18 protein-coding genes and 1 tRNA gene are annotated in these 19,902 nt (G+C 66.1%); 8 read left to right on the top strand and 11 right to left on the bottom strand.

Annotated elements, in window-relative coordinates:
- Positions 1-9: 9 nt before the first annotated feature.
- Positions 10-86, bottom strand: a tRNA-Asp gene (locus AAC645_RS12055).
- A gap of 64 nt (positions 87-150) precedes the next feature.
- Entirely contained in the window at positions 151-1,293 is a 1,143-nt protein-coding gene (locus AAC645_RS12050; RefSeq protein ID WP_422785828.1) for an AI-2E family transporter, read from the bottom strand.
- Between the two features lie 464 nt (positions 1,294-1,757).
- Here AAC645_RS12050 and AAC645_RS12045 point away from each other — a divergent pair, with 464 nt between their 5' ends.
- A complete protein-coding gene (locus AAC645_RS12045) occupies positions 1,758-2,330 on the top strand; it encodes a cell wall hydrolase (RefSeq protein WP_340316310.1) in 573 nt (190 codons plus the stop codon).
- Positions 2,331-2,463: 133 nt separating this feature from the next.
- The gene (gene ybaK / locus AAC645_RS12040; RefSeq protein ID WP_340316308.1) at positions 2,464-2,943 is read left to right on the top strand and encodes a Cys-tRNA(Pro) deacylase; all 480 of its coding nucleotides are present in this window, start codon (positions 2,464-2,466) and stop codon (positions 2,941-2,943) included.
- Between the two features lie 9 nt (positions 2,944-2,952).
- Here the strand turns inward: ybaK and AAC645_RS12035 are convergent, their stop codons facing one another.
- The 4 genes from AAC645_RS12035 to AAC645_RS12020 all read right to left on the bottom strand — a co-directional run bounded on the left by AAC645_RS12035 (position 2,953) and on the right by AAC645_RS12020 (position 7,420).
- Positions 2,953-3,282, bottom strand: a complete 330-nt coding sequence (locus tag AAC645_RS12035) for a hypothetical protein (RefSeq protein ID WP_340316306.1) — start codon at positions 3,280-3,282, stop codon at positions 2,953-2,955.
- A 14-nt stretch (positions 3,283-3,296) separates the two neighbouring features.
- A complete protein-coding gene (locus AAC645_RS12030) occupies positions 3,297-4,694 on the bottom strand; it encodes an MBOAT family O-acyltransferase (protein ID WP_340316305.1) in 1,398 nt (465 codons plus the stop codon).
- Positions 4,695-4,819: 125 nt separating this feature from the next.
- On the bottom strand, positions 4,820-6,241 hold the full coding sequence (locus AAC645_RS12025; RefSeq protein WP_340316303.1) for an SGNH/GDSL hydrolase family protein: 1,422 nt from the start codon (positions 6,239-6,241) through the stop codon (positions 4,820-4,822).
- 9 nt (positions 6,242-6,250) lie between these two features.
- Positions 6,251-7,420, bottom strand: coding sequence for an SGNH/GDSL hydrolase family protein (locus tag AAC645_RS12020; protein ID WP_340316301.1), 1,170 nt, complete (start codon positions 7,418-7,420; stop codon positions 6,251-6,253).
- Positions 7,421-7,688: 268 nt separating this feature from the next.
- Here AAC645_RS12020 and dnaE point away from each other — a divergent pair, with 268 nt between their 5' ends.
- Positions 7,689-11,159, top strand: a complete 3,471-nt coding sequence (dnaE, locus tag AAC645_RS12015) for a DNA polymerase III subunit alpha (protein WP_340316298.1) — start codon at positions 7,689-7,691, stop codon at positions 11,157-11,159.
- A gap of 214 nt (positions 11,160-11,373) precedes the next feature.
- On the opposite strand, the gene AAC645_RS12010 is transcribed toward dnaE, so the two are convergent.
- Together AAC645_RS12010 and AAC645_RS12005 are read right to left on the bottom strand one after the other, a co-directional pair.
- Positions 11,374-12,036 carry a DUF4136 domain-containing protein gene (locus AAC645_RS12010; protein ID WP_340316296.1) on the bottom strand — a complete coding sequence of 221 codons (663 nt, stop codon included), beginning with the start codon at positions 12,034-12,036 and terminating at the stop codon, positions 11,374-11,376.
- Positions 12,037-12,183: 147 nt separating this feature from the next.
- Entirely contained in the window at positions 12,184-13,461 is a 1,278-nt protein-coding gene (locus tag AAC645_RS12005; protein WP_340316294.1) for a glutamate-5-semialdehyde dehydrogenase, read from the bottom strand.
- A 76-nt stretch (positions 13,462-13,537) separates the two neighbouring features.
- On the opposite strand from AAC645_RS12005, the gene AAC645_RS12000 reads away from it, so the two are divergent.
- The gene (locus AAC645_RS12000) at positions 13,538-14,614 is read left to right on the top strand and encodes a DUF3667 domain-containing protein (RefSeq protein WP_340316292.1); all 1,077 of its coding nucleotides are present in this window, start codon (positions 13,538-13,540) and stop codon (positions 14,612-14,614) included.
- On the opposite strand, the gene AAC645_RS11995 is transcribed toward AAC645_RS12000, so the two are convergent.
- From AAC645_RS11995 to AAC645_RS11985, 3 genes are all read right to left on the bottom strand, one after another.
- A complete protein-coding gene (locus AAC645_RS11995; protein ID WP_340316291.1) occupies positions 14,615-14,938 on the bottom strand; it encodes a hypothetical protein in 324 nt (107 codons plus the stop codon). It lies immediately after the preceding gene.
- 69 nt (positions 14,939-15,007) lie between these two features.
- Positions 15,008-15,190: a DUF1328 domain-containing protein gene (locus AAC645_RS11990; RefSeq protein ID WP_340316289.1), complete on the bottom strand. Its 183-nt coding sequence runs from the start codon at positions 15,188-15,190 to the stop codon at positions 15,008-15,010.
- Positions 15,191-15,284: 94 nt separating this feature from the next.
- A complete protein-coding gene (locus AAC645_RS11985) occupies positions 15,285-15,569 on the bottom strand; it encodes a BolA family protein (RefSeq protein WP_340316287.1) in 285 nt (94 codons plus the stop codon).
- A 39-nt stretch (positions 15,570-15,608) separates the two neighbouring features.
- Between AAC645_RS11985 and AAC645_RS11980 the strand changes: the two genes are divergently transcribed.
- Genes AAC645_RS11980 through cobT form a run of 4 tightly spaced genes read left to right on the top strand, consistent with a single transcriptional unit; the run spans position 15,609 to position 19,846 of the window.
- A complete protein-coding gene (locus AAC645_RS11980) occupies positions 15,609-16,211 on the top strand; it encodes a J domain-containing protein (RefSeq protein ID WP_422785826.1) in 603 nt (200 codons plus the stop codon).
- A 28-nt stretch (positions 16,212-16,239) separates the two neighbouring features.
- Positions 16,240-17,244: a cobaltochelatase subunit CobS gene (gene cobS, locus AAC645_RS11975; protein ID WP_340316285.1), complete on the top strand. Its 1,005-nt coding sequence runs from the start codon at positions 16,240-16,242 to the stop codon at positions 17,242-17,244.
- The gene (locus tag AAC645_RS11970; protein WP_340316284.1) at positions 17,241-18,014 is read left to right on the top strand and encodes a tyrosine-protein phosphatase; all 774 of its coding nucleotides are present in this window, start codon (positions 17,241-17,243) and stop codon (positions 18,012-18,014) included. The genes cobS and AAC645_RS11970 overlap by 4 nt, the downstream gene beginning before the upstream one ends.
- The gene (cobT, locus tag AAC645_RS11965; protein ID WP_340316283.1) at positions 18,014-19,846 is read left to right on the top strand and encodes a cobaltochelatase subunit CobT; all 1,833 of its coding nucleotides are present in this window, start codon (positions 18,014-18,016) and stop codon (positions 19,844-19,846) included. Before AAC645_RS11970 ends, cobT begins: the two co-directional genes overlap by 1 nt.
- The last annotated feature ends 56 nt before the right edge of the window (positions 19,847-19,902 follow it).

Raw genomic sequence — 19,902 nt, 5'->3', positions numbered from 1 at the left:
GGAAAGGAATGGCGCGAGTGACGGGGCTCGAACCCGCGACCTCCGGCGTGACAGGCCGGCGCTCTAACCAACTGAGCTACACCCGCGAACGATCGCGTCGTGGAGCGGGCACCTAGTGGAGCCCCGATCGCCTGTCAACATGGCGCGGCATCATTTTCGAAGCTCGGGCGGCAGCGCCGGATCTTCCTCTTCATGCACGTTGGTGAACGTCCCTTCCGCAAACAGGAAGCCGGCGATATCCGGCCAACCGGCGGCATCGAGGATCGTCTTGAGGATGATCAGCAGCGGCACCGCGAGCAGCGCGCCGGCCGTGCCCCACACCCAGCTCCAGAAGCTGAGTGCGACGAGGATCAGCAGCGGATTGATCGTGAGGCGCCGGCCGACCAGCATCGGCGTCAGCACATTCGCCTCGACCAGGTGGACCGCGACGAACAGCAGCGCGGGGACCAGCGCATAGCCCAGATCCGAAAAGGTCATCAGCCCGCCGATGGCGAGCAGGGCCGCGCCGACGATCGGCCCGAAATAGGGCACATAGTTGAGGATCGCCACCAGGCCGCCCCACATGATCGGGCTCGGCATCTCAACGAACCACAGCATCAGCGACACCAGCACGCCCATGCCGATGTTCACCGCGGTGATCGTCGCCAGATAGGCCGAGGTGCGATCGACCATCTCCTGGATCACCCGCGCGGTCGTCATCGCGCTCGAGAAGCTGCCCCGGCTGGTGATCGTGCGGCGGCGCATGCGCGTCCAGCCCGACAGGAAGAAATAGACGACGAGGGTGGCGAACACCATCTGGATGAGCAGGTGCGGCGCCGAACTGGCGACATAGTCGAACAGCGAGTTGGGCTGCTCGACCGTCACCGTCCGGCCACGGGCGGCCGTGTTGCGCAGCAGCGACCCCATCGTCTCGTCGACGAAGCGCTCGAACGACGCATAGATGTCGATCAGCGGCGACAGGTTCTTGCGGATCAGCCTGATGCGCGAGGGAAGCCGCGCGAACCACTCGGTCGCCGGCACGATCACCGACGCTATCGCGGCGTTGGCGAGGCCAAGGAACAGCAGCACGCAGAGCAGCCCCGCCAGCGGCGAAGGCAGGCCGCGCCGCTCCAGCCATTCCAGCAGCGGCACCAGCGCCACCGCGATGACGAGCGCCGTCGTCACCGGTAGGAAGAATTCCGAACCGGCCCGCAGCGCGAATGGAAATGCAAGGATGATGCCCCCGCCGGCGGTCAGGGCGAGCCAGGCCAGCAGCCGATCGCGGCGATAGGCCATCTCTGCCTGTCCGGCCATCGACTGGCGCAGGACCTCGACGACAGGCTCGGTCGCCGTCGAAATCGACTGCTCCTCCCTCTCGATCACCTCGTCCCCCATCGATTCGCTCCGCCGGGCAATTCACCCGAAATGCCATTATCGCGCTCTTTTCCTCAGCCTACCAGCGGCTCGCGAAATGCCGGCATCTCCGCTGCGGAAACATTGCGTTAACACAACAGCTTCGTGGCAAAGATATGGCCCGTTGCGTTAGCAGTTGCACAAAAACACCATATCTGGGGTTCCTCGACCCATCCTGGGGATGAAACGATTCATCGTGCGTTTGTTGACTCACCGCTCCGGGGCTTCCAAGGGGAGCTCGAAATTGGTCGTCCGGGGCACGACGTAGTTACCGCCTCCTGCCGACAAGTCGTCAAAGAGCACCTCGTCCTTTGTTTCGAAGGTTCGGGCGAGCGTGGGCTTTTGCGCATTGCATGGAGTGCTGAATGGCTGCGAAACTTGTCCAACACCCGCTCATGATCGCCGCGATGCTGATCGCTGCGGCAACGGGCGCTATGGGCTTTGCGGCTATTCCGACGTCCGAACCGACGCTGGCATATGACATGACGGCGCAGATCACCGCCGACGACAAGGTCGTCGATGACGGTATCGATAAGGTTATCTTCAAGGAGGCCGTCGCCTCCAGCTCCGACATAGACAAGGATCTCGAATGCATGGCCAAGGTCGTCATGCATGAGGCCGGCAACCAGCCGCGCCCCGGCCAGCTTGCGGTTGCGCAGCTGATCATGAACCGGGTGGGCCAGGATCGCTTCGGCGACACCGTCTGTGCCGTGGTCAACCAGCCCGGCCAGTTCTTCCGCACCGCATCCTATAATCCGCCGCGTGATTCGCAGCGCTGGGCCAATGCGATCGAGGTTTCCCGCCAGGCGATCGCCGGCAATGCCGAGCAGATCGTACCGGGCGCCGTTTTCTACCACGCCGCGTACCAGTCGCCGAACCGCTTCTTCCGGACCCGCGAGCGCATCTCGATGGTCGGCGATCACGTCTTCTATCGGTGATTAGCCGGCCGCGCCTGACCAAGTTCGCATTCTGACGTCATTCCAGCGAAAGCTGGAATCTCACTGCCTCTCTTCCGAAGAGAAGTGAGATTCCAGCTTTCGCTGGAATGACGATAGTGGGTAGGTCTGGGTTATGTCCCGCACGACCCGCGCCACCCAGTTCCTCACCCAGGCCAAGATCGCGCACAGCGTCCACAGCTATGACTATGCGCCGGGCGGCGAGCGCGTCGGGCTGCAGGCGGCCGACGCGCTGGGCGAACTGCCCGCGCGGGTGCTGAAGACGCTGATGATCGAGCTCGATGGCCGGCCGGCCTGCGCGGTGATCCCGTCGGACCGCGAACTGTCCATGAAGAAGGTGGCGGCGGCGCTCGGCGGCAAGTCGGCGCAGATGATGAAGCCGGCCGACGCCGAACGCATCACCGGCTATCATGTCGGCGGGATCAGTCCGTTCGGACAGAAGAAGCGCCTGCCCCTTGCGTTCGAGCGCGACGCGCTTGCCGAGGATCAGGTGTACATCAATGGCGGCCAGCGCGGCTTGCAGGTGCGACTTGCGCCCGGAGACGCGGCCACGGCGCTGGATGCGGTGGTCGCGCCGCTGACGGTGACGGCCTGACACAGGCGGTTACTGCGTCCCGGCAGGCGCCTCGTCCGCGAAGCGTGCACCCTGGGCTTCCTTCCATTTCGCATGCAGCGCCCGGCGCGGCGCGGTCACACCGGCGGCATCCATCGCCGCGGTCCAGCGCCCGGCGAGGTCCGATAGCTGCTGCTGGAAATCGCTGGGCGGCTTTTCGTCGACCCAGGCCGACAGGGTTCCCGCATTGGCCATCAGCAGCACCACCGCCGCGACGATGATCGTGATCGTCGTCCAGGCGAGCGGATCGCCCTCGTCGATCGCCTCGCCGGGGAGGTCGACCGGCGATTCCAGCTCATGCTCCTTCAGTTCGCGCACCATCGCCGTGCCTCCGCCTAGAACTGATAATAGATGAAGGGCGCGACCCCTTCGAAGCGCATCGCATCGATCAGCAGGATCGCCGCCGCGATCAGCACGCCGAGCAGCGGCGCCGGCAGCCGCCGCAGCCGCAATGCGATCCCCTGGGCAAGGCCCGGCGGCGTGAAGTGGAACGCCATGCCGAGCAGCATCAGGCCGGCCAGCAGCGGCGTGGTCACGCCGTTGCTCCAGTCGCCTCCGGCGATGCCGCGCAGATAGGCAATCGCCGCATCGAAGCTCTCGGCGCGAAAGAAGATCCAGCCGAGGGTGACGATGTGGAATGTCACCAGGATGCCGAGCAGTTTCGGCAGGCCCGGCAAGCCGGCCTTGCGCCACAGAGTCTCGATCACCTGCACGCCGCCATGCAGCGCGCCCCAGATCACGAAGGTCCACTTGGCGCCATGCCAGAAGCCGCCGAGCAGCATGGTCAGCAGGATGTTGCGGCATTGCATGAACAGCCCGCCGCGATTGCCGCCCAGGCCGATATACAGATAGTCGCGGAGCCAGCTCGACAGGCTGATATGCCAGCGCCGCCAGAAATCCTGCAGCGACGAGGCGCGATAGGGCTGATTGAAGTTGCGCGGGAAGCGGTAGCCGAAGAGGGCCGCGATGCCGATCGCCATGTCGCTATAGGCCGAGAAATCGCAATAGATCTGCACCGCATAGCCATAAGCGGCGAGCAGCAGATCGAGGCTCGAATGTGCGGACGGGTCGAAGAACACCGGATCGACCAGGTTGACCGACAGCTCGGAGGCAACGACCGCCTTCTTGAACAGCCCCCACACGATCAGCAGCAGCGCCATCGCCACCATCCCGCGGCTCAGCTTCGGCGTCTTCTCGAACTGGGGCAGCAGATCCGCGCCGCGCACGATCGGCCCCGCCACCAGATGGGGGAAGAAGGACATCAGCAGGGTGATGTCGAGCAGCGATCCCGCGCGGATGCGGCCGCGATAGACGTCGATCAGGTAGGACATGCCCTGGAAGGTGAAGAAGGACACCCCCACCGGCAGCACGATCTGCAGCAGCGGCAGGTCGCGCGCATAGCCCCAGGTCGCCAGCAGCCCGCCGAGCTGCTCGAGGAAAAAGTCGTAATATTTGAAGAAGCCGAGAATGCCGAGATTGGCGACGATGCCGACCGTTACCACGAGCTTGCGCGTACCGGGCGCCTCCAGCGCATCTATGATGCGCGCCGAGCTCCAGTTGACGAAGGCCGAGGCGATTAGCAGCGCGACAAACCGCCAGTCCCACGCGCCGTAGAACACCCAGCTCGCCAGCAGCAGCAGAATCTTGCGCCACTCGTTGCTCCCCGACACCGCCCAGACGACGGTGAAGGCGACGAGGAAGAACAGCCCGAAGTCGAGCGTGGGAAACAGCATCTAGCGGGCGACCTGCGCCGCTGCGTCATCCCAGCGAACGCTGGGATCTCTCTTTTCTTTCCTTGGTCGAAAGAAGCGAGATTCCAGCTTTCGCTGGAATGACGTTAACGTGCTCGACGCACTGCTCACCAATGCCACCCGGCACCGGCCGCCGCGTCGAGATCCGCCTGCAGCCGCGTCGCGATTTCCTGGCCGCCGGCGCTGTTGTAATGGACATAGTCGCCGCGCATCCGGGTCGGCTGGAGCTTGACCCAGCTGACCGCAGTGCAACGCCCGCCCATGCGGGCCTCCCAGTCCCAATAGGCCAGCCGCAGCTGATGCGCGACGCGGCGCTGGACCTCGCGCACGACCTTCAGGCCCGGAGGCGGGAAGAGCGGTCGGGCGGTGATCGACCAGCTGATCTGCTGCGGGGCTGACACCGGCGTCGCCGCGGCGGGGGCCGCCAGCAGCGGCGCCGTGCCGCGCGCCACCGTCACCCGATCCTCGAGCGCATCGAGCACATCCTCGATACCGTTGGACATGCGGTCGGTGCTGGCGGCTGGCGCCGCGGAGACAGGCGACGGCGGCGGCGCAAGCACCGGCTCGACGCACGGCGCGGGCGTGACGGTGGGCGCGTTCGAGAGCAGCTCCGAACGCCGCGTCAGCGCGTCGGGCGCGCCGAGCAGTAACATCGGCACGCGGCCCGCCAGCCGGCGGATGCGGCCGATTTGGGTCCGCAGCACGATCTCATATTCCTGCGCGCTGACCCGCGGCGCGAAACCTTCGTTTGTCCCGAAGGCGATCACGATCAGGTCGGGCTGATAGCTGCGCAGTTCTTCGGCCAGCACCGCATCGTCGTTGCGGCTGAAGTGGACCAGCTGCGACCCCACCACCCCCAGGTTCGACAGCGCGACGCCGCCTGTGTCCCGGAAGCTGGCCCAGCTGGTGATCGTCACCGGGCCGTCTTCGGCCACAACCGATACCGCCGGCTGCGGCTGATCGAACGTCATCTCCTTGCACTCGGGCCGGGTGATCAGCGCGCCAAGCTGCATCCGCTCGGTCCGATCGCCGATGCTGATCGCCAGGGTCCCGGCGCCCGGCTGCGCCATCGCGCACAGCACGAAGCGGGTGAAGGTCTCGGTGGCCGAGGTGGTCAGGCCGATCCGGGCGCCAGCCATGGTCGAGCTAATGCTGAACCCGGCCAGTCCCAGCGGCCCGCGCGGCGTCTGCGATCCCGGTCCGAAGATCGACGACACAGTCCAGCCGGCCGACATGTCGACGCTCACCCCACGCGGGTTATAGCCCTGGAAGGGTCGGCCCGGCGGCAACACGCCGCGCCCGCCGCTGCCATAGCGCGCCTGCAGCATATCGCGCCATGCGCCGGTGATCGCGTCGCCGGCAGTGTGGCTGTCGCCGATCTGGAGGATGTGCACCGGCTTGCCGCCGCTCCCGCGCGCACTCGCCAGCTTGTCGAAATAGGGCCGCAGCACGGAATAGTCGCACAGCGACCCGGCACAGTCGGCCGTGACCGCTGGCGCTGCCGCGGCCGCGGCAGCGAGCGCAAGCATGGCAATCATCTAGTTGCCGTTGTCCGGCGCGACGTCGTCGCTGCCGATATCGGGCGGGAGGAGATCGGCCGGCGCGCCCTTGGCTGGCGGCAGGTGCGACTCGGCCGGGGCCTTCGCCGGCTCGCCCGCCAGCGGATCTTCGAGCTTGGGCACGCTTTTCGTCCCCGGCCTCGGCGGGGGCGGCGGCGTCACGAGGGGTGCGGGCGAGAGTGCGGGCGCGACCATCGGCGGCGGCGGCGCGCGCCCGCCGGCCTGGGCGCGGGCCTGATCGACATAGCTGCGGATCCGCCCGGCCAACCCGCGGGTGATGCGGATATAGCCGTTCATCGACATGTGGATGCCGTCATTGGCGCGCATCAGGATCGGCTTGCCGGTGGCAGGATCGGCCAGATAGGCGGCGTAGCGGCCGGCGCCGTCGACGCTGTACGGTGCGGTTTCGATGAAGGCGACGCCGAGCTGCGCCATCAGGTCGCGATAGAAGGCGTTCATCCGCACGACATCGGCATCATAGGACGCCTCGCGCATCTTCGGCAGGCCTACCCAATAGACGATCGCGCCCTGCGCCCGCAGCATCGCGACATAGGAGGAGACCCGCCGCGCGATCGCAGCCTTCCAGTTCGGCGTCAGCAGCGCATAGACATGGCCGCCATCGGCAACCCCCATCATGTCGTTCGCACCGAACGAGATCACCGCGATGTCCACCGGCGCGGGCGCGAGCCGGGCGCGATCATGATCCTCGAGGTTGAGCGTCTTATAGCGGGTGAAGCCGGTCGCCTGCTGGCTATACTTGATCACCTGGTAACCGGCCTTGCGGCTGAGCTGGTTGTAGAGCGCCGACCAGATGCCGTCACCGAAGCTGTCGCCGAACACGCCGACGCGGACCGGACGACCGGCCGCGATGGCGTTGACGATGCCGGGCTGGATCGGGCGGGTCTCGGCGACGGCGGGCGGGGCGGCGGGGACGGTGCCGGGCGCGGTGACGGGCGCCTTGCCGCCGGCTGGCACGACAGCCGGCGGATTGGCGCCTGTGTCGATCGGTGCGGAGACTTCGGGGCCGCTGGCGATGACGGGTATCTCGGTCTGCTGGCGGACGCCGAACGCATAGCCGATCGCAGCCCCCGCGGCGACGCCGAGGAACAGGACCGCCGTCCGATCGAACAGAAGCAGCGCCGCTCTCATCGTCCCACCCGTACACACTCCCGCTACGAACCGACGCGGCCACTCTGGTCAGCGGAACGGGATCGCTGCGGCCGTCCTTAAACTGGCCGCGGCGGCGCTGTCGAGCCGCTTCGGTCGACCCGGCGCGACAGGATCACGTCCTGGCGGGTTGGAGCCTGGCGCCGCGCCGAATCTCGATCCCGCCTCCTCGCCCTGCCCACAGGCACGGCGCTGTGGATAAAGCGCAACTTCGGCTGGAGATTCGCGCGGGGCTGCCTAGATTGGGATCATGCCGTATCAGCCCTTCGTACCCCTGCGGATCTTCTCCGCCTATACGATGCTCGAAGGCGCGATCGAGCCCAAGGCGATCTCGAAGCAGGCGAAGAAGCTCGGTTTTCCTGCCGCTGCGCTGACCGATCGCAACGGCCTCTACGCGGTGATGGCCTTTTCCGATGCGGCGAAGAAGGATGGCGTCCAGCCGATCATCGGCACGTTGCTCGCGATCAAGCGGCCCGGGGGCGAGCGGCATATCGTCGACTGGCTCGCGCTCTATGCGCAGGATGCCACAGGCTATGACAATCTGTGCGCGCTCGTCTCCGCTGCGCATCTCGAACGGCCGGTGCACGAAGAGGCGCATGTTCCGATCGACACGCTCGAAGGCCGCACCGACGGGCTGATCGCGCTGACCGCCGGCAGCGAAGGCGCGCTGGCCCGGCTGCTGGCCGGCGAGCAGGCCAGCGCCGCGGCGGACTATGCCGACAGGCTTCAGGCGCTGTTCCCCGATCGGCTGTATATCGAACTGGTGCGGCGTGGCGACGCGATCGAGGAGGCCGCCGAAGAGGCGCTGATCGACCTCGCTTATGCCCGCGACATCCCGGTGGTGGCGACCAACCCCGCCTGCTTCGCCGAGCCCGAGTTCCACGCTGCGCATGACGCGATGCTGTGCATCGCCAGCTCCTCCTATATCGATACCGTCGAGCGGCCGCGGTCCTCGCCCGACAGCTGGATCAAGCCTGCCGCGGAAATGGCGCGGCTGTTCGAGGATATTCCCGAGGCGCTGGCCAACACGCTGGTGGTAGCGCAGCGCTGCGCCTTCGCGGCGCCCTATCGCAAGCCGATCCTGCCCAGCCTTGCCGGCGATCGCGATGCCGAGGCGGAAGCGCTGCGCAACGATGCGCGCGCGGGGCTGGAGATGCGGCTGGCCAAGCTCGGCATCACTGACCCCGAGCAGCGCAAAGCCTATTTCGACCGGCTCGCCTTCGAGACCGAGATCATCATCAACATGGGCTTCCCCGGCTATTTCCTGATCGTCGCCGACTTCATCAAATGGGCGAAGGAACAGGACATTCCGGTGGGACCGGGCCGCGGCTCGGGTGCCGGCTCGGTGGTCGCCTGGGCGCTGACCATCACCGATCTCGATCCGCTGCGGCTCGGGCTGCTGTTCGAGCGCTTCCTGAATCCCGAGCGCGTATCGATGCCGGATTTCGACATCGACTTCTGCGAAACCCGGCGCGGCGAGGTGATCCGCTACGTCCAGCAGAAATATGGCCGCGACCAGGTCGCCCAGATCATCACCTTCGGAAAGCTCAAGGCGCGCGCCGTGCTGAAGGACACTGGGCGGGTGCTGCAGATGAGCTATGGCCAGGTCGACCGGCTGGCCAAGCTGATCCCCAACCACCCGACCGATCCCTGGACGCTGGAACGCTCGCTCAACGGGGTCTCCGAACTCGCCGCCGAATATAAGGGCGACCGCGAGGTCCGCCGGCTGCTCGACCTGGCGATGAAGCTGGAGGGCCTGCCGCGCCACAGCTCGACCCATGCGGCGGGCGTGGTGATCGGCGACCGGCGCCTCGACGCGCTGGTGCCGCTGTACCGCGATCCGCGCTCGGACATGCCGGTGACGCAGTTCGACATGAAATATGTCGAGGGCGCCGGGCTGGTGAAGTTCGACTTTCTAGGCCTGAAGACGCTGTCCGTGCTGCAAAAAGCGGTGCAGTTCCTCAAGGATCGGGGCGAGATAGTCGATCTGGACACGCTGGGATGGGAAGATCCGGCGGTCTATGCGCTGCTCCAGAAGGGCGACACTGTCGGCGTGTTCCAGCTCGAATCCGAGGGCATGCGCCGGACGCTGGCCGCCGTCCGCCCGACCTGCTTCGAGGACATCATCGCGCTGGTGTCGCTCTATCGGCCGGGGCCGATGGACAACATCCCGATGTTCGGCCACCGCAAGAACGGCCGCGAGCCGATCGAATATCCGCATGCCTTGCTCGAGGATATCCTGAAGGAGACCTACGGGATCTTCGTCTATCAGGAACAGGTGATGCAGGCCGCGCAGGTGCTGGCCGGCTATTCGCTCGGCGAGGCCGATCTGCTGCGCCGCGCGATGGGCAAGAAGATCAAGGCGGAGATGGACGCGCAACGCGAGCGCTTCGTCACCGGCTGCGCCGACAAGGATATTTCGGCACCCAAGGCCAATGAGCTGTTCGACTTGATCGACAAGTTCGCCGGCTATGGCTTCAACAAGAGCCACGCCGCCGCCTATGCGCTGGTCGCCTACCAGACGGCGTGGCTGAAGGCGCATTACAAGGCCGAGTTCTACGCCGCGTCGATGTGCTACGACATGCACCAGACCGACAAGTTGGCGATCTTCATCGACGACATGCGTCGCATGGGCGTCGAGTGCCTCGGCCCCTGCGTCAACCACAGCGAGGCCGAGTTCTCGGTCGAGCCGACCAAGAGCGGCGAACTGGCGGTCCGCTATGCGCTGGGCGCGCTCAAGGGCGTCGGCGAAAAGGCGATGGAGCAGCTGGTCGACGAGCGGAACGCCAAGGGGCGGTTCGCCACGCTGGAGGATTTTTCCGACCGGATCGACCCGCGCCTGCTCAACCGCCGCCAGCTGGAAAGCCTGGCGGGAGCCGGCGCCTTCGATGCCTTCGAGCAGGAACGCGCCGGAGTGTTCGCCGCCGCCGAGATCATCCTGGCCCATGCGTCGAGCGCTGCCGACCAGCGCGAAAGCGGCCAAGGCGGCCTGTTCGGCGATTCGCCGAGCGACGTCGCGCCGATCCGCATCGATCGCGGCGTGCATTGGACATTGATGGACCGGATGGCGGCCGAGAAGGAGAGCTTCGGCTTCTATTTCTCGTCGCACCCGACCGATCGGGTACGGCATCTTGCCGACGCCAATGGCGCGCGCAGCTTCGCCGCGCTGTGCGCCTTGCCGGCACCGGCCGATGGCGGGCGCGTCAGCTCCGTGATGGCGGCGCTGGTCGAGGATGCGCGCTGGCGGACGTCGGCCAAGGGCAAGCGCTATATGATGGCGACCTGTTCCGACGCGACCGGGCAGTTCATCGCCACCTGCTTCGACGAGATGGCATCGGCCGAGCTCGAGACCGCGGCGAAGGCCGGGACCTGCGCGCTGCTGCGCGTCGAACTGGACTGGCGCGCCGGCGAGGAGACGCCGCGGGTGACGGTGCGCGGGCTGCAGAGTTTCGACGCGATGCAATCGATCCGGTTGCGGGTCGATGTCGAGACCGCCGATCCTGCGGTGATCCCCGCCCTCGCCGCGCTGGTCGCCGACGAACGCGGCGGTCGCGGCGAGATGTACCTGCACGCGATCCTGCCCGACCAGAGCTGCGCGGAGCTGCTGCTCGGCCGCGACTTCCGGCTCGACGCCGAACTGGTGGCGCGGATCGAGCGGCTGCCCGGCATGACGGCGCGGATCGGCACGGTCGACAAGCCGCAGCTGCGGGTGGTTTCTTAGCTGGAGAAGGACTCTTCCTGGGCGGGAGATTATCGCATTGGCTTCACGTCATCCCGGACTTGATCCGGGATCTCGCTTTTTCCCGTTCGTCAGCCGTTTACGCGTCCGGCAAGAGCAGCCGGATCCCGGATCAAGTCCGGGATGACGATGTCTGGAAGATAGCGCCCTTTTCATGCGCCATTCCCCTCCCTTGGCAGGGAGGGGTGAGAAATGGCTACTTCTTCTTGTCCGGTGGTGCGATCGTGATCTTCACCTCTTCGCCCGACTGGCCGGGGAAGTTGGTGAACAGCGCCTCGACCAGGTTCGGCACCAGCCGCGGCAGGGCGTCTTCGAGCGAGCGGGCCTTCGCCTTGCCTTCGAAGACATGCTTGCCGTCAGAGCTGCGCTCGATCACCATATCGGCATAGCTGGTGTACACCGTGTAGGTGTCGATGCGCTGGCTGTACCATGGATCGTAGAAGAACGGGTCCCAGCCATAATAGAAGGCCGATCCATAGCCCCAGCGGCGGCCATAGGGACCGAAGCCGCCATAACCGCCATAGCCCCATGGACCCATGGGTTCGGGACGAGATACTGTCTTCTGGACACCGTGATCGACGCCATAATCGAACTTCACCACCAGTTCGGGCCTGGCGCCGCCCTCCACCGGGCGATAGCCATAGGCGGCGAGACGCTGGCTGACGAGCCCGGCATATTGCGCGAATTCGAGGCCGCCGCGGTTACGGGCATCGGTCGGCTCGATAGCGAAGGTCTGGCCCTCGGGAACCGGCAATGCCTGGAAGCGCGAGACGTTGGCCTGGAACGGCTGGGTGCAGGCAGAGGCCGCGAGCAGCGCCAGCGGGGCTACGGCGGCAAGGATTTTACGAATACTCGGCATGTTTCGTGCGCCTTATATTTATCAGCAGGCCGGCTAAGGGCCTGGCTTCAACCTACTTCGGCCACAGTTTATCGCAAGCGGCGGGTGAACATGACTTGAACGTTCAGGTGGGCGCTGGGTTGCGCCGCCGTCCGGAGCGGCGACGGATCAGGGCCGCGTCTGGCCGGTGCCGCGTACCAGCCATTTATAGGTCGTGAGCCCTTCCAGCGCGACAGGGCCGCGGGCGTGGAGGCGGCCCGTGGAGATGCCGATCTCGGCGCCGAGGCCGAATTCGCCGCCATCGGCGAACTGGGTCGAGGCGTTATGCATCACGATCGCGCTGTCGACGCCGCTCAGGAAGCGGTCGGCCGCCGCCTGGTCCTCGGTGACGATGGCGTCGGTATGATGCGAGCTGTGGCGGGCGATGTGCGCCATCGCCCCGTCCGCGCCGTCGACGAAGCCGACCGAGACGATGCTGTCGAGATATTCGCAATCCCAGTCGGCGGCGCTGGCCGGCTTGACCCGGGCATCCAGCGCCTGCGCCTCGACATCGCCGCGCACTTCGCAGCCGGCATCGAGCAGCGCCGCGACAATCGGCTGCGGCGCGGCATAGCCCCGGTCGATCAGCAGTGTCTCGGTAGCGCCACACACGCCGGTGCGCCGCATCTTGGCGTTGACCACAAGCGGCAGCGCCTTGGCGGGGTCGGCGGCGCGGTCGACATAGAGGTGGACGATGCCGTCGAGATGGGCGAGCACCGGCACGCGCGCCTCATCCTGGACACGCGCGACGAGGCTCTTGCCGCCGCGCGGCACGATGATGTCGATCAGACCCTGCGCAGTCAGCATCGCGCCGACCGCGGCACGATCGGTGATCGGCACCAGCTGGATGGCGTCCTCGGGAAGGCCGGCGGCGCGGACCCCCTCCAGCATCGCGGCGTGGATCGCGCGGTTGCTGCCGGCAGCTTCGGAGCCGCCGCGCAGGATGCAGGCATTGCCGGACATCAGCGACAGCGCGCCGGCATCGGCGGTGACGTTGGGCCGGCTCTCATAGATGATGCCGATGACGCCGAGCGGAACGCGGACGCGTTGCAGCACGAGACCGTTGGGCCGGCTGGCTTCATCGATCATCCGCCCGACCGGATCGGGCAGCCCGGCCACGGCCTCGAGGCCCGCCGCCATCGACTCGACGCGTGCGGCATTCAGGGTGAGCCGGTCGAGCATTGCCGCGGACAGGCCGTTGGCGGTGGCGCGCCCGACATCGGCGGCATTGGCGCCCAGGATCGCATCGGCCGCGCTGCGAATGGCGCGCGCGGCCTCGACCAGCGCCTTCGCCTTATCGGCGGTCGGCGCGCCGGCGAGCTGCCGGGCGGCGATGCGGGCGCGGGCGCCCATGTCTGCGATCAGCGCAGCGGCGTCGGTGGGGCGGAGGGCAACGGCTTCGGTCATGGGCGCGCCCTAGCACTTTGCCGCTTTTCGCTAAACCCCACTCGCGCTTGGCCGGGGGCAATGCTAACTTTCCGCCATGTCGGGGGAACTCGAAGCTGTCGCCGATGGCGCGACCGGGGCCATGGCCGCGGGCGCCATTGATGGCGCCGGCACCTCGGTGCAGGGGGCAGCCGGCGGCACATGCCTGAACTGCGGCACGGCGCTGGTCGGGCCGCATTGCCATAGCTGCGGCCAGCCGGCGCATATCCACCGCACCGTCGGTGCGCTGTTCCACGACATCGCCCATGGCGTGTTCCACTTCGAGGGACGCACCTGGCACACGATTCCGCTGCTGTTCTGGCGGCCCGGCGAACTGACCCGCCGCTATGTCCATGGGGAGCGCGTCAACTTCGTCTCGCCGATGGCGCTGTTCCTGTTTTCGGTTTTCCTTATGGTCGCGGTCTTCGGCCTGGTCGGAGGGCCGATCGATTCGAAGCTCAACGGAAAGGATGCAATCGCGCTGGCCGAGGCGCGCACCGAGACAGCCAACGACCTGAGCAAGATCGAACAGAAGATCGCGGCGCTCATCAAGCAGAAGCAGGCGCTCGAGGCGAAGGGCACCCCCACCAGACAGATCGACGAGAGGATTCGCGATCTGCGTTCCCAACAGGCCGCCCTGCGGCTGATTACGACCGGCCAGATCAAGCGCGACGGCGTCGCCATCGACGACGGACAGGCCATCACCGGCGTCCCTAGCGTTGACAACGTAATTCGCCATGCCGCCCGGAACCCGGAGCTGACGGCGTACAAGCTGCAGTCGAGCGCCTATAAATTTTCCTGGGCGCTGATCCCTATTTCGCTGCCGTTCATCTGGCTGCTGTTCATGTTCAGGCGCGGTGTCGGGATGTACGACCACGCGATCTTCGCTACCTATTCGCTGTCCGCGATGACGCTGTTGGTGGTCGTGCTCAGCCTTGCCGAGGCTGTCGGCGTCCCCACGGCGCTGGTCTGGCTTACCCTGTTGCTGTTCCCGCCATGGCACATGTATCGCCAGCTGAAGGGCGCCTACCAGCTCGGCTGGTTCGGCGCGTCGTGGCGGATGATCGCGCTGATCGTCGTCGCCTACACCTCGGCGCTGATCTTCTTCATGCTCCTGGTCGCGATGGGCCTGTGATCATTTCGGCAGCTTGCAGGGCGGCAGCTTCAGGCCGACCAGGTCGCGGCAGGGCCTGACCTGGACAGATCCGTCACCGCCGATGAAGGCGGCATAGTCCGCGCCGCGATCGCATTGCACCGTCCACATCTCGAGATTCTTGTACGGGCCCTGATAGGCGACCGGGCCGATCCGTTTGCAATATTGCTTATCGTCGAGGACCGCGCGGCGCATCACGGCGCGCTGCTGCATCGAGGATAGCGTCTTGAGCTTGTTGCTGAAATCATTGGCCAGAGCAGGTGTCGTGACCAGTGTGGCGGCGATCAGGGCGATGAGAGTCTTCATGGGTCGATCATAGACTATCGGGGCCGCAATGCGCCATAGATGCTGCGGCCCCGTCCGGGAGATGAATCGTCAGACCGAATCGCTGATCTTCTTGCCGGCGAACAGCGCCAGCAGGGCGAAGATGATGAACAGCGCTATCGCGACGAAGAACAGGATCTTGGCGATGCCGACAAATGCGCCGCCGATCCCGCCGAAGCCCAGCGCGCCGAGCACGAGGCCCACAACCAGGAAAATAAGTGCCCATTTCAACATCGGAGTCACTCCATTGCGGTGTGATCCGGTAACGAGGTGCCGAAAGCGGAGTTCCATCGGGTACGACATCGAAACGACATCGCCGCCGGAAAGCTTACTCTCCCGGCGCGGTCGCCTTGATCGCCAGCGCGTGGATTTTGTCCGTCAGCAGCTCGGCCAGCGCGGCATTGACCGCGCGCTGACGGCTCACCCGATTCTGGCCGGCAAAGGACGGGCTTTCGACCTCGACGGTGAAATGGCTCTCGCCCGATCCGTCATGCCCGGCATGGCCGCGATGCTTGTCGCTGTCATCGGTGACGACGAGCCGTGTGGGATTCAGCGCGATTTGCAGGCGGCGCGTGATTTCGGAGGCGACAGGGCCGGTGGGAAGTTGGTTCATCTCGCCTATATAGGGGCATATGACGACAAGAGGCGAGCGTTGAGCGAAGATTTCACGGAGCGGCGGGCGAGGACCCGGTTCCACGGACGCATCGAAAGCGGGCAGCGCGCCTGCATGACCCCGGGCTGCGACCAGCCCGGCGAATATCGCGCGCCCGCAGCAGAGGGACGGCGTCCCGGCTTCGACGGGCCGGGTGATTGGCGCTATTTCTGCCTGGACCATATCCGCGCGTTCAACAGCGGCTATAATTTCTTCGAAGGGATGAGCACCGACGAGATCGCGGCGCAGCAGACCCCCTATGCCGGCTGGGAGCGCGAAACCCGCGCATTTTCCCCGATGGCGGGCAGCACGCCGCGCTGGGCGGACTTCATCGACCCGCTTGATGCGATCGGCGCCAAGTTCGCACGGGCCGTGAACCGCGAGCGGACGGACGGCAGGCCATTGTCCGAGGGCGACCGCCGTGCGCTGAAGGTGCTGGAACTGGGCCATGACGCCGATCGCCGAGCCCTGAGGACGCGCTATGCCGAGCTTGTCCGTCGTTACCATCCCGACAGGAATGGCGGCGACCGGAGCCACGAGAAGGCTTTGCAGGACGTGATTTCGGCTTATACGCAGCTCAAAGGCCGCCCCGCCTTCGCATAAGCAACATATCGATTCCAAAGGCTTCGTCATGACCGATCTGCCCAACGCCCAGCCCGACAGCCGCACCGTGCCGGTGCTCTCGGCGCCTGATCGGATGGTAAAGATACGCGAAGTCTTCGGAATCGACAGCGACATGGAAGTGCCCGCTTTTTCCGAATCGGACGAGCGGGTGCCCGACCTCGACCCAGCCTATGTGTTCGATCCCGATACGACGATGGCGATCGCCGCGGGCTTCGCCCATAATCGGCGGGTGATGGTCCAGGGCTATCACGGCACCGGCAAGTCCAGCCACATCGAGCAGGTGGCGGCGCGCCTCAAATGGCCCTGCATCCGGATCAACCTCGACGCGCATATCAGCCGCATCGACCTGGTCGGCCGCGACGCGATCGTGCTGCGCGATGGCCAGCAGATCACCGAGTTCCGCGAGGGCCTGCTGCCCTGGGCGCTGCAGACCCCGACCGCCCTTGTGTTCGACGAATATGATGCGGGCCGTCCCGACGTGATGTTCGTGATCCAGCGCGTACTGGAGACCGAAGGCAAGCTGACCCTGCTCGACCAGAACCGGGTGATCCGGCCGAACCCGTGGTTCCGCCTGTTCTCCACCGCCAACACGGTCGGCCTGGGCGACACCAGCGGGCTCTATCACGGCACCCAGCAGATCAACCAGGGCCAGATGGACCGCTGGAACATCGTCGTCACGCTCAACTATCTGCCGGCCGCGACCGAGGCGCAGATCGTGCTCGCCAAATCGGGCGAATATGACAAGCCCGACGGCAAGAAGGTCGTCGACAACATGGTGAAGGTCGCCGACCTGACCCGCCAGGGCTTCATGGCGGGGGACATCTCGACGGTGATGAGCCCGCGGACCGTGATCAGCTGGGCGCAGAATGCGCTGATCTTCAACGATATCGGCTTCGCCTTCCGCCTGTCCTTCCTGAACAAATGCGATGAGAGCGAACGCTCGCTGGTAGCCGAATATTACCAGCGCGTGTTCGGAAAGGACCTGCCGGAGAGCATCGTCGGGAAAGCATGAGCACCACCGCGATCTCGCCGCTGCTGCCGCTCGAAGGTGGCTTCAACCTTCGCGACATGGGGGGCTATGCGGCTGCCGACGGGCGCACCGTCAAGCGCGGCATGCTGTTTCGCTCCGGCGTGATGTCGCTGCTGACCGAGGCGGATGAGCGGCATCTGGGCTCACTCGGCATCGCCACCGTCTGCGATCTGCGGCGCGGCGGCGAGCGCCGTCGCGACCCCACGCGCTGGTGCGAGCCGGCGGGCGCCTTCTACTGGTCGCGCGACTATGCCGAAGCGAGCGGCGTCTTCACCGAGATGCTGCGCAGTTCGGCGGCCACCGCCGAAGCGGTGCGCCAGACGATGCTCGGCCTGTATCGCGATATATTGGTCGATCACGCACCATCCTACCGCTTCCTGTTCGAGCGGCTGATCGCCGGGCATGTGCCGCTGCTGTTCAACTGCACCGCCGGCAAGGACCGCACCGGCGTCGCCGCGGCGCTGATCCTGTCCGTGCTCGGCGTCGATCGCGACATGATCGTCGAGGATTATCTGCTGACCAATCGATATGCCGACTTCAGCCGGCTGATGAGCCGCAAGGACGGCGAGATCTCGCGCTACAGGACGGTGGCGAGAGAGGTTCTGGCGCCGGTGTTCACCGCCGACGCGGACTATCTGGCGATGATGTTCGACAGCCTCGAGCGCGACCATGGCGGCATCGATGCCTATCTGCAGGCGATCGGCGTCGATGAGGGCGCGAAGGCCCGGCTGCGTGAGCTGTTGCTCGACTGATGGCCGAACAAACCCCTATTGAGGCCTTTCGGCTGGTGCTCGGCGGAACGGCCCGTGCGATGGCGCACGAGCCAGACGTCGAGCTGAGCTTCACGGCCGAGGCGCCCTCCTCCTCGTACAAGCAGATGCGGGTGCCGATGCCCGCGCGCAACCTGCCCGCCCAGGCGGTCGCCGAGGCCCGCGGCTTTGCCGACAGCTTTGCGCTCAAGCTGCGCCATCATGACCAGAGGATCCACGATCGCGCCGCGCCGATCGAGCCGGTGGCCCGAGCCGTCCACGATGCGGTCGAGCTTGCCCGGATCGAAGCGATCGGATCGCGCGCCATGGCCGGGGTCCGCGCCAACCTGTCGCAAGCTCTCGAAATGCGGCTGCGGTCTGACCCGCTGCTACGGGCGCGGGTACGCGAAGAGGTGCCGCTGTCCACGGCCATCGGGCTGCTGGTGCGCGAACGCCTGACCGGCGAAGCGCCGCCAGCCATTGCCGAAGCGGGATTGTCGCTGGTGCGCGACTGGATCGAGGAGAAGGCGGGCAAGGATCTCGACGCGCTCGAACTCGCGTTCGACGATCAGGCCGCCTTCGCCAAGCTGGTCGGCCGGCTGCTCGAAGATCTCGATCTGACCGAGGGCGAACAGGCGCCGGAGTTCGACCCGGAGGCGGGCGATGAGGACGAGGGCGAGGATCAGGACGAAAGCCAGGACCAGCAGGACGAGGGCGAGGATTCGGGCGGATCGAGCGATTCCGAAGTCGAGACCCGCGCGGAGCAGGCCGAAGGCGGCGACGAGGATGGCGAGCAGCGCCAGCTCGACCAGGACAGCGCCGACGACATGGAAAGCGATTTCGGCGAGGACGGCGAGGACGGGATGATGCCGGTCCGGCCGAACCGGCCGATGTCCGATCTTCCCCCCGGCTTCGACTACCACGCTTATACCACCCGCTTCGACGAAGAGGTCGCTGCGACCGAGCTGTGCGACGAGGAGGAGCTCACCCGGCTGCGCGCCTATCTCGACCAGCAACTCGTCCACCTGCAGGGCGCGGTGACCAAGCTCGCCAACCGGCTGCAGCGCCGGCTGATGGCGCAGCAGAACCGCAGTTGGGATTTCGATCAGGAAGAGGGGCTGCTCGACGCGGCCCGGCTGGCGCGGGTGGTGATCAACCCCGCCCATTCGCTGAGCTACAAGATCGAGCGCGACATCGATTTCCGTGACACGGTCGTCACGCTGCTGATCGACAATAGCGGCTCGATGCGCGGGCGGCCGATCTCGATCGCCGCAATCTGCGCGGATATCCTGGCGCGCACGCTCGAGCGCTGCGCCGTCAAGACAGAGATCCTCGGCTTCACCACCCGCGCCTGGAAAGGCGGCCAATCACGCGAGGCCTGGCTCGGCGCCGGCCGGCCGCCGACGCCGGGACGGCTCAACGATCTGCGCCACATCGTCTACAAGAAGGCCGACGAGCCATGGCGCCGCGCGCGCAAATCGCTCGGCCTGATGATGCGCGAGGGGCTGCTTAAGGAGAATATCGACGGCGAGGCGCTGCTCTGGGCGCATGGCCGGCTGATCGGACGGCGCGAGGAGCGCAAGATCCTGATGGTGATCTCCGACGGCGCACCGGTCGACGACTCGACCCTCTCGGTCAATAACGGCTCCTATCTGGAGCGCCATCTGCGCCAGGTGATCGGCTGGATCGAAACGCGCTCTCCGGTAGAGCTGATCGCAATCGGCATCGGCCATGACGTGACGCGCTATTATCAGAGGGCAGTGACGATCATGGACGTCGAGCAACTCGGCGGCACGATGGTCGACCAGTTGGCGACGCTATTCGATATCGAATGAGTTTTTTGATTTAGCCTTCAGGCGCCGGCGCAGCGCATCCGCGCTGTTTGGCTTCC

It is taken from the genome of Rhizorhabdus argentea (assembly GCF_037861105.1).
Lineage (GTDB): Bacteria > Pseudomonadota > Alphaproteobacteria > Sphingomonadales > Sphingomonadaceae > Rhizorhabdus > Rhizorhabdus argentea.
This window is presented reverse-complemented; position numbering and strand designations above follow the sequence as displayed.

Excerpts from the sequence above, each read along its gene's own strand:
- AAC645_RS12010 (WP_340316296.1), bottom strand. The coding sequence starts at position 12,036 with ATGCCGAGTATTCGTAAAATCCTTGCCGCCGTAGCCCCGCTGGCGCTG.
- cobT (WP_340316283.1), top strand. The coding sequence starts at position 18,014 with ATGGCCGAACAAACCCCTATTGAGGCCTTTCGGCTGGTGCTCGGCGGA.
- AAC645_RS11985 (WP_340316287.1), bottom strand. The coding sequence starts at position 15,569 with ATGAACCAACTTCCCACCGGCCCTGTCGCCTCCGAAATCACGCGCCGC.
- cobS (WP_340316285.1), top strand. The coding sequence starts at position 16,240 with ATGACCGATCTGCCCAACGCCCAGCCCGACAGCCGCACCGTGCCGGTG.
- AAC645_RS12000 (WP_340316292.1), top strand. The coding sequence starts at position 13,538 with ATGTCGGGGGAACTCGAAGCTGTCGCCGATGGCGCGACCGGGGCCATG.
- AAC645_RS12025 (WP_340316303.1), bottom strand. The coding sequence starts at position 6,241 with ATGCTTGCGCTCGCTGCCGCGGCCGCGGCAGCGCCAGCGGTCACGGCC.
- AAC645_RS12005 (WP_340316294.1), bottom strand. The coding sequence starts at position 13,461 with ATGACCGAAGCCGTTGCCCTCCGCCCCACCGACGCCGCTGCGCTGATC.
- AAC645_RS12030 (WP_340316305.1), bottom strand. The coding sequence starts at position 4,694 with ATGCTGTTTCCCACGCTCGACTTCGGGCTGTTCTTCCTCGTCGCCTTC.
- AAC645_RS11970 (WP_340316284.1), top strand. The coding sequence starts at position 17,241 with ATGAGCACCACCGCGATCTCGCCGCTGCTGCCGCTCGAAGGTGGCTTC.
- ybaK (WP_340316308.1), top strand. The coding sequence starts at position 2,464 with ATGTCCCGCACGACCCGCGCCACCCAGTTCCTCACCCAGGCCAAGATC.
- AAC645_RS12050 (WP_422785828.1), bottom strand. The coding sequence starts at position 1,293 with ATGGCCGGACAGGCAGAGATGGCCTATCGCCGCGATCGGCTGCTGGCC.
- AAC645_RS12020 (WP_340316301.1), bottom strand. The coding sequence starts at position 7,420 with ATGAGAGCGGCGCTGCTTCTGTTCGATCGGACGGCGGTCCTGTTCCTC.
- AAC645_RS12045 (WP_340316310.1), top strand. The coding sequence starts at position 1,758 with ATGGCTGCGAAACTTGTCCAACACCCGCTCATGATCGCCGCGATGCTG.
- dnaE (WP_340316298.1), top strand. The coding sequence starts at position 7,689 with ATGCCGTATCAGCCCTTCGTACCCCTGCGGATCTTCTCCGCCTATACG.
- AAC645_RS12035 (WP_340316306.1), bottom strand. The coding sequence starts at position 3,282 with ATGGTGCGCGAACTGAAGGAGCATGAGCTGGAATCGCCGGTCGACCTC.
- AAC645_RS11990 (WP_340316289.1), bottom strand. The coding sequence starts at position 15,190 with ATGTTGAAATGGGCACTTATTTTCCTGGTTGTGGGCCTCGTGCTCGGC.
- AAC645_RS11995 (WP_340316291.1), bottom strand. The coding sequence starts at position 14,938 with ATGAAGACTCTCATCGCCCTGATCGCCGCCACACTGGTCACGACACCT.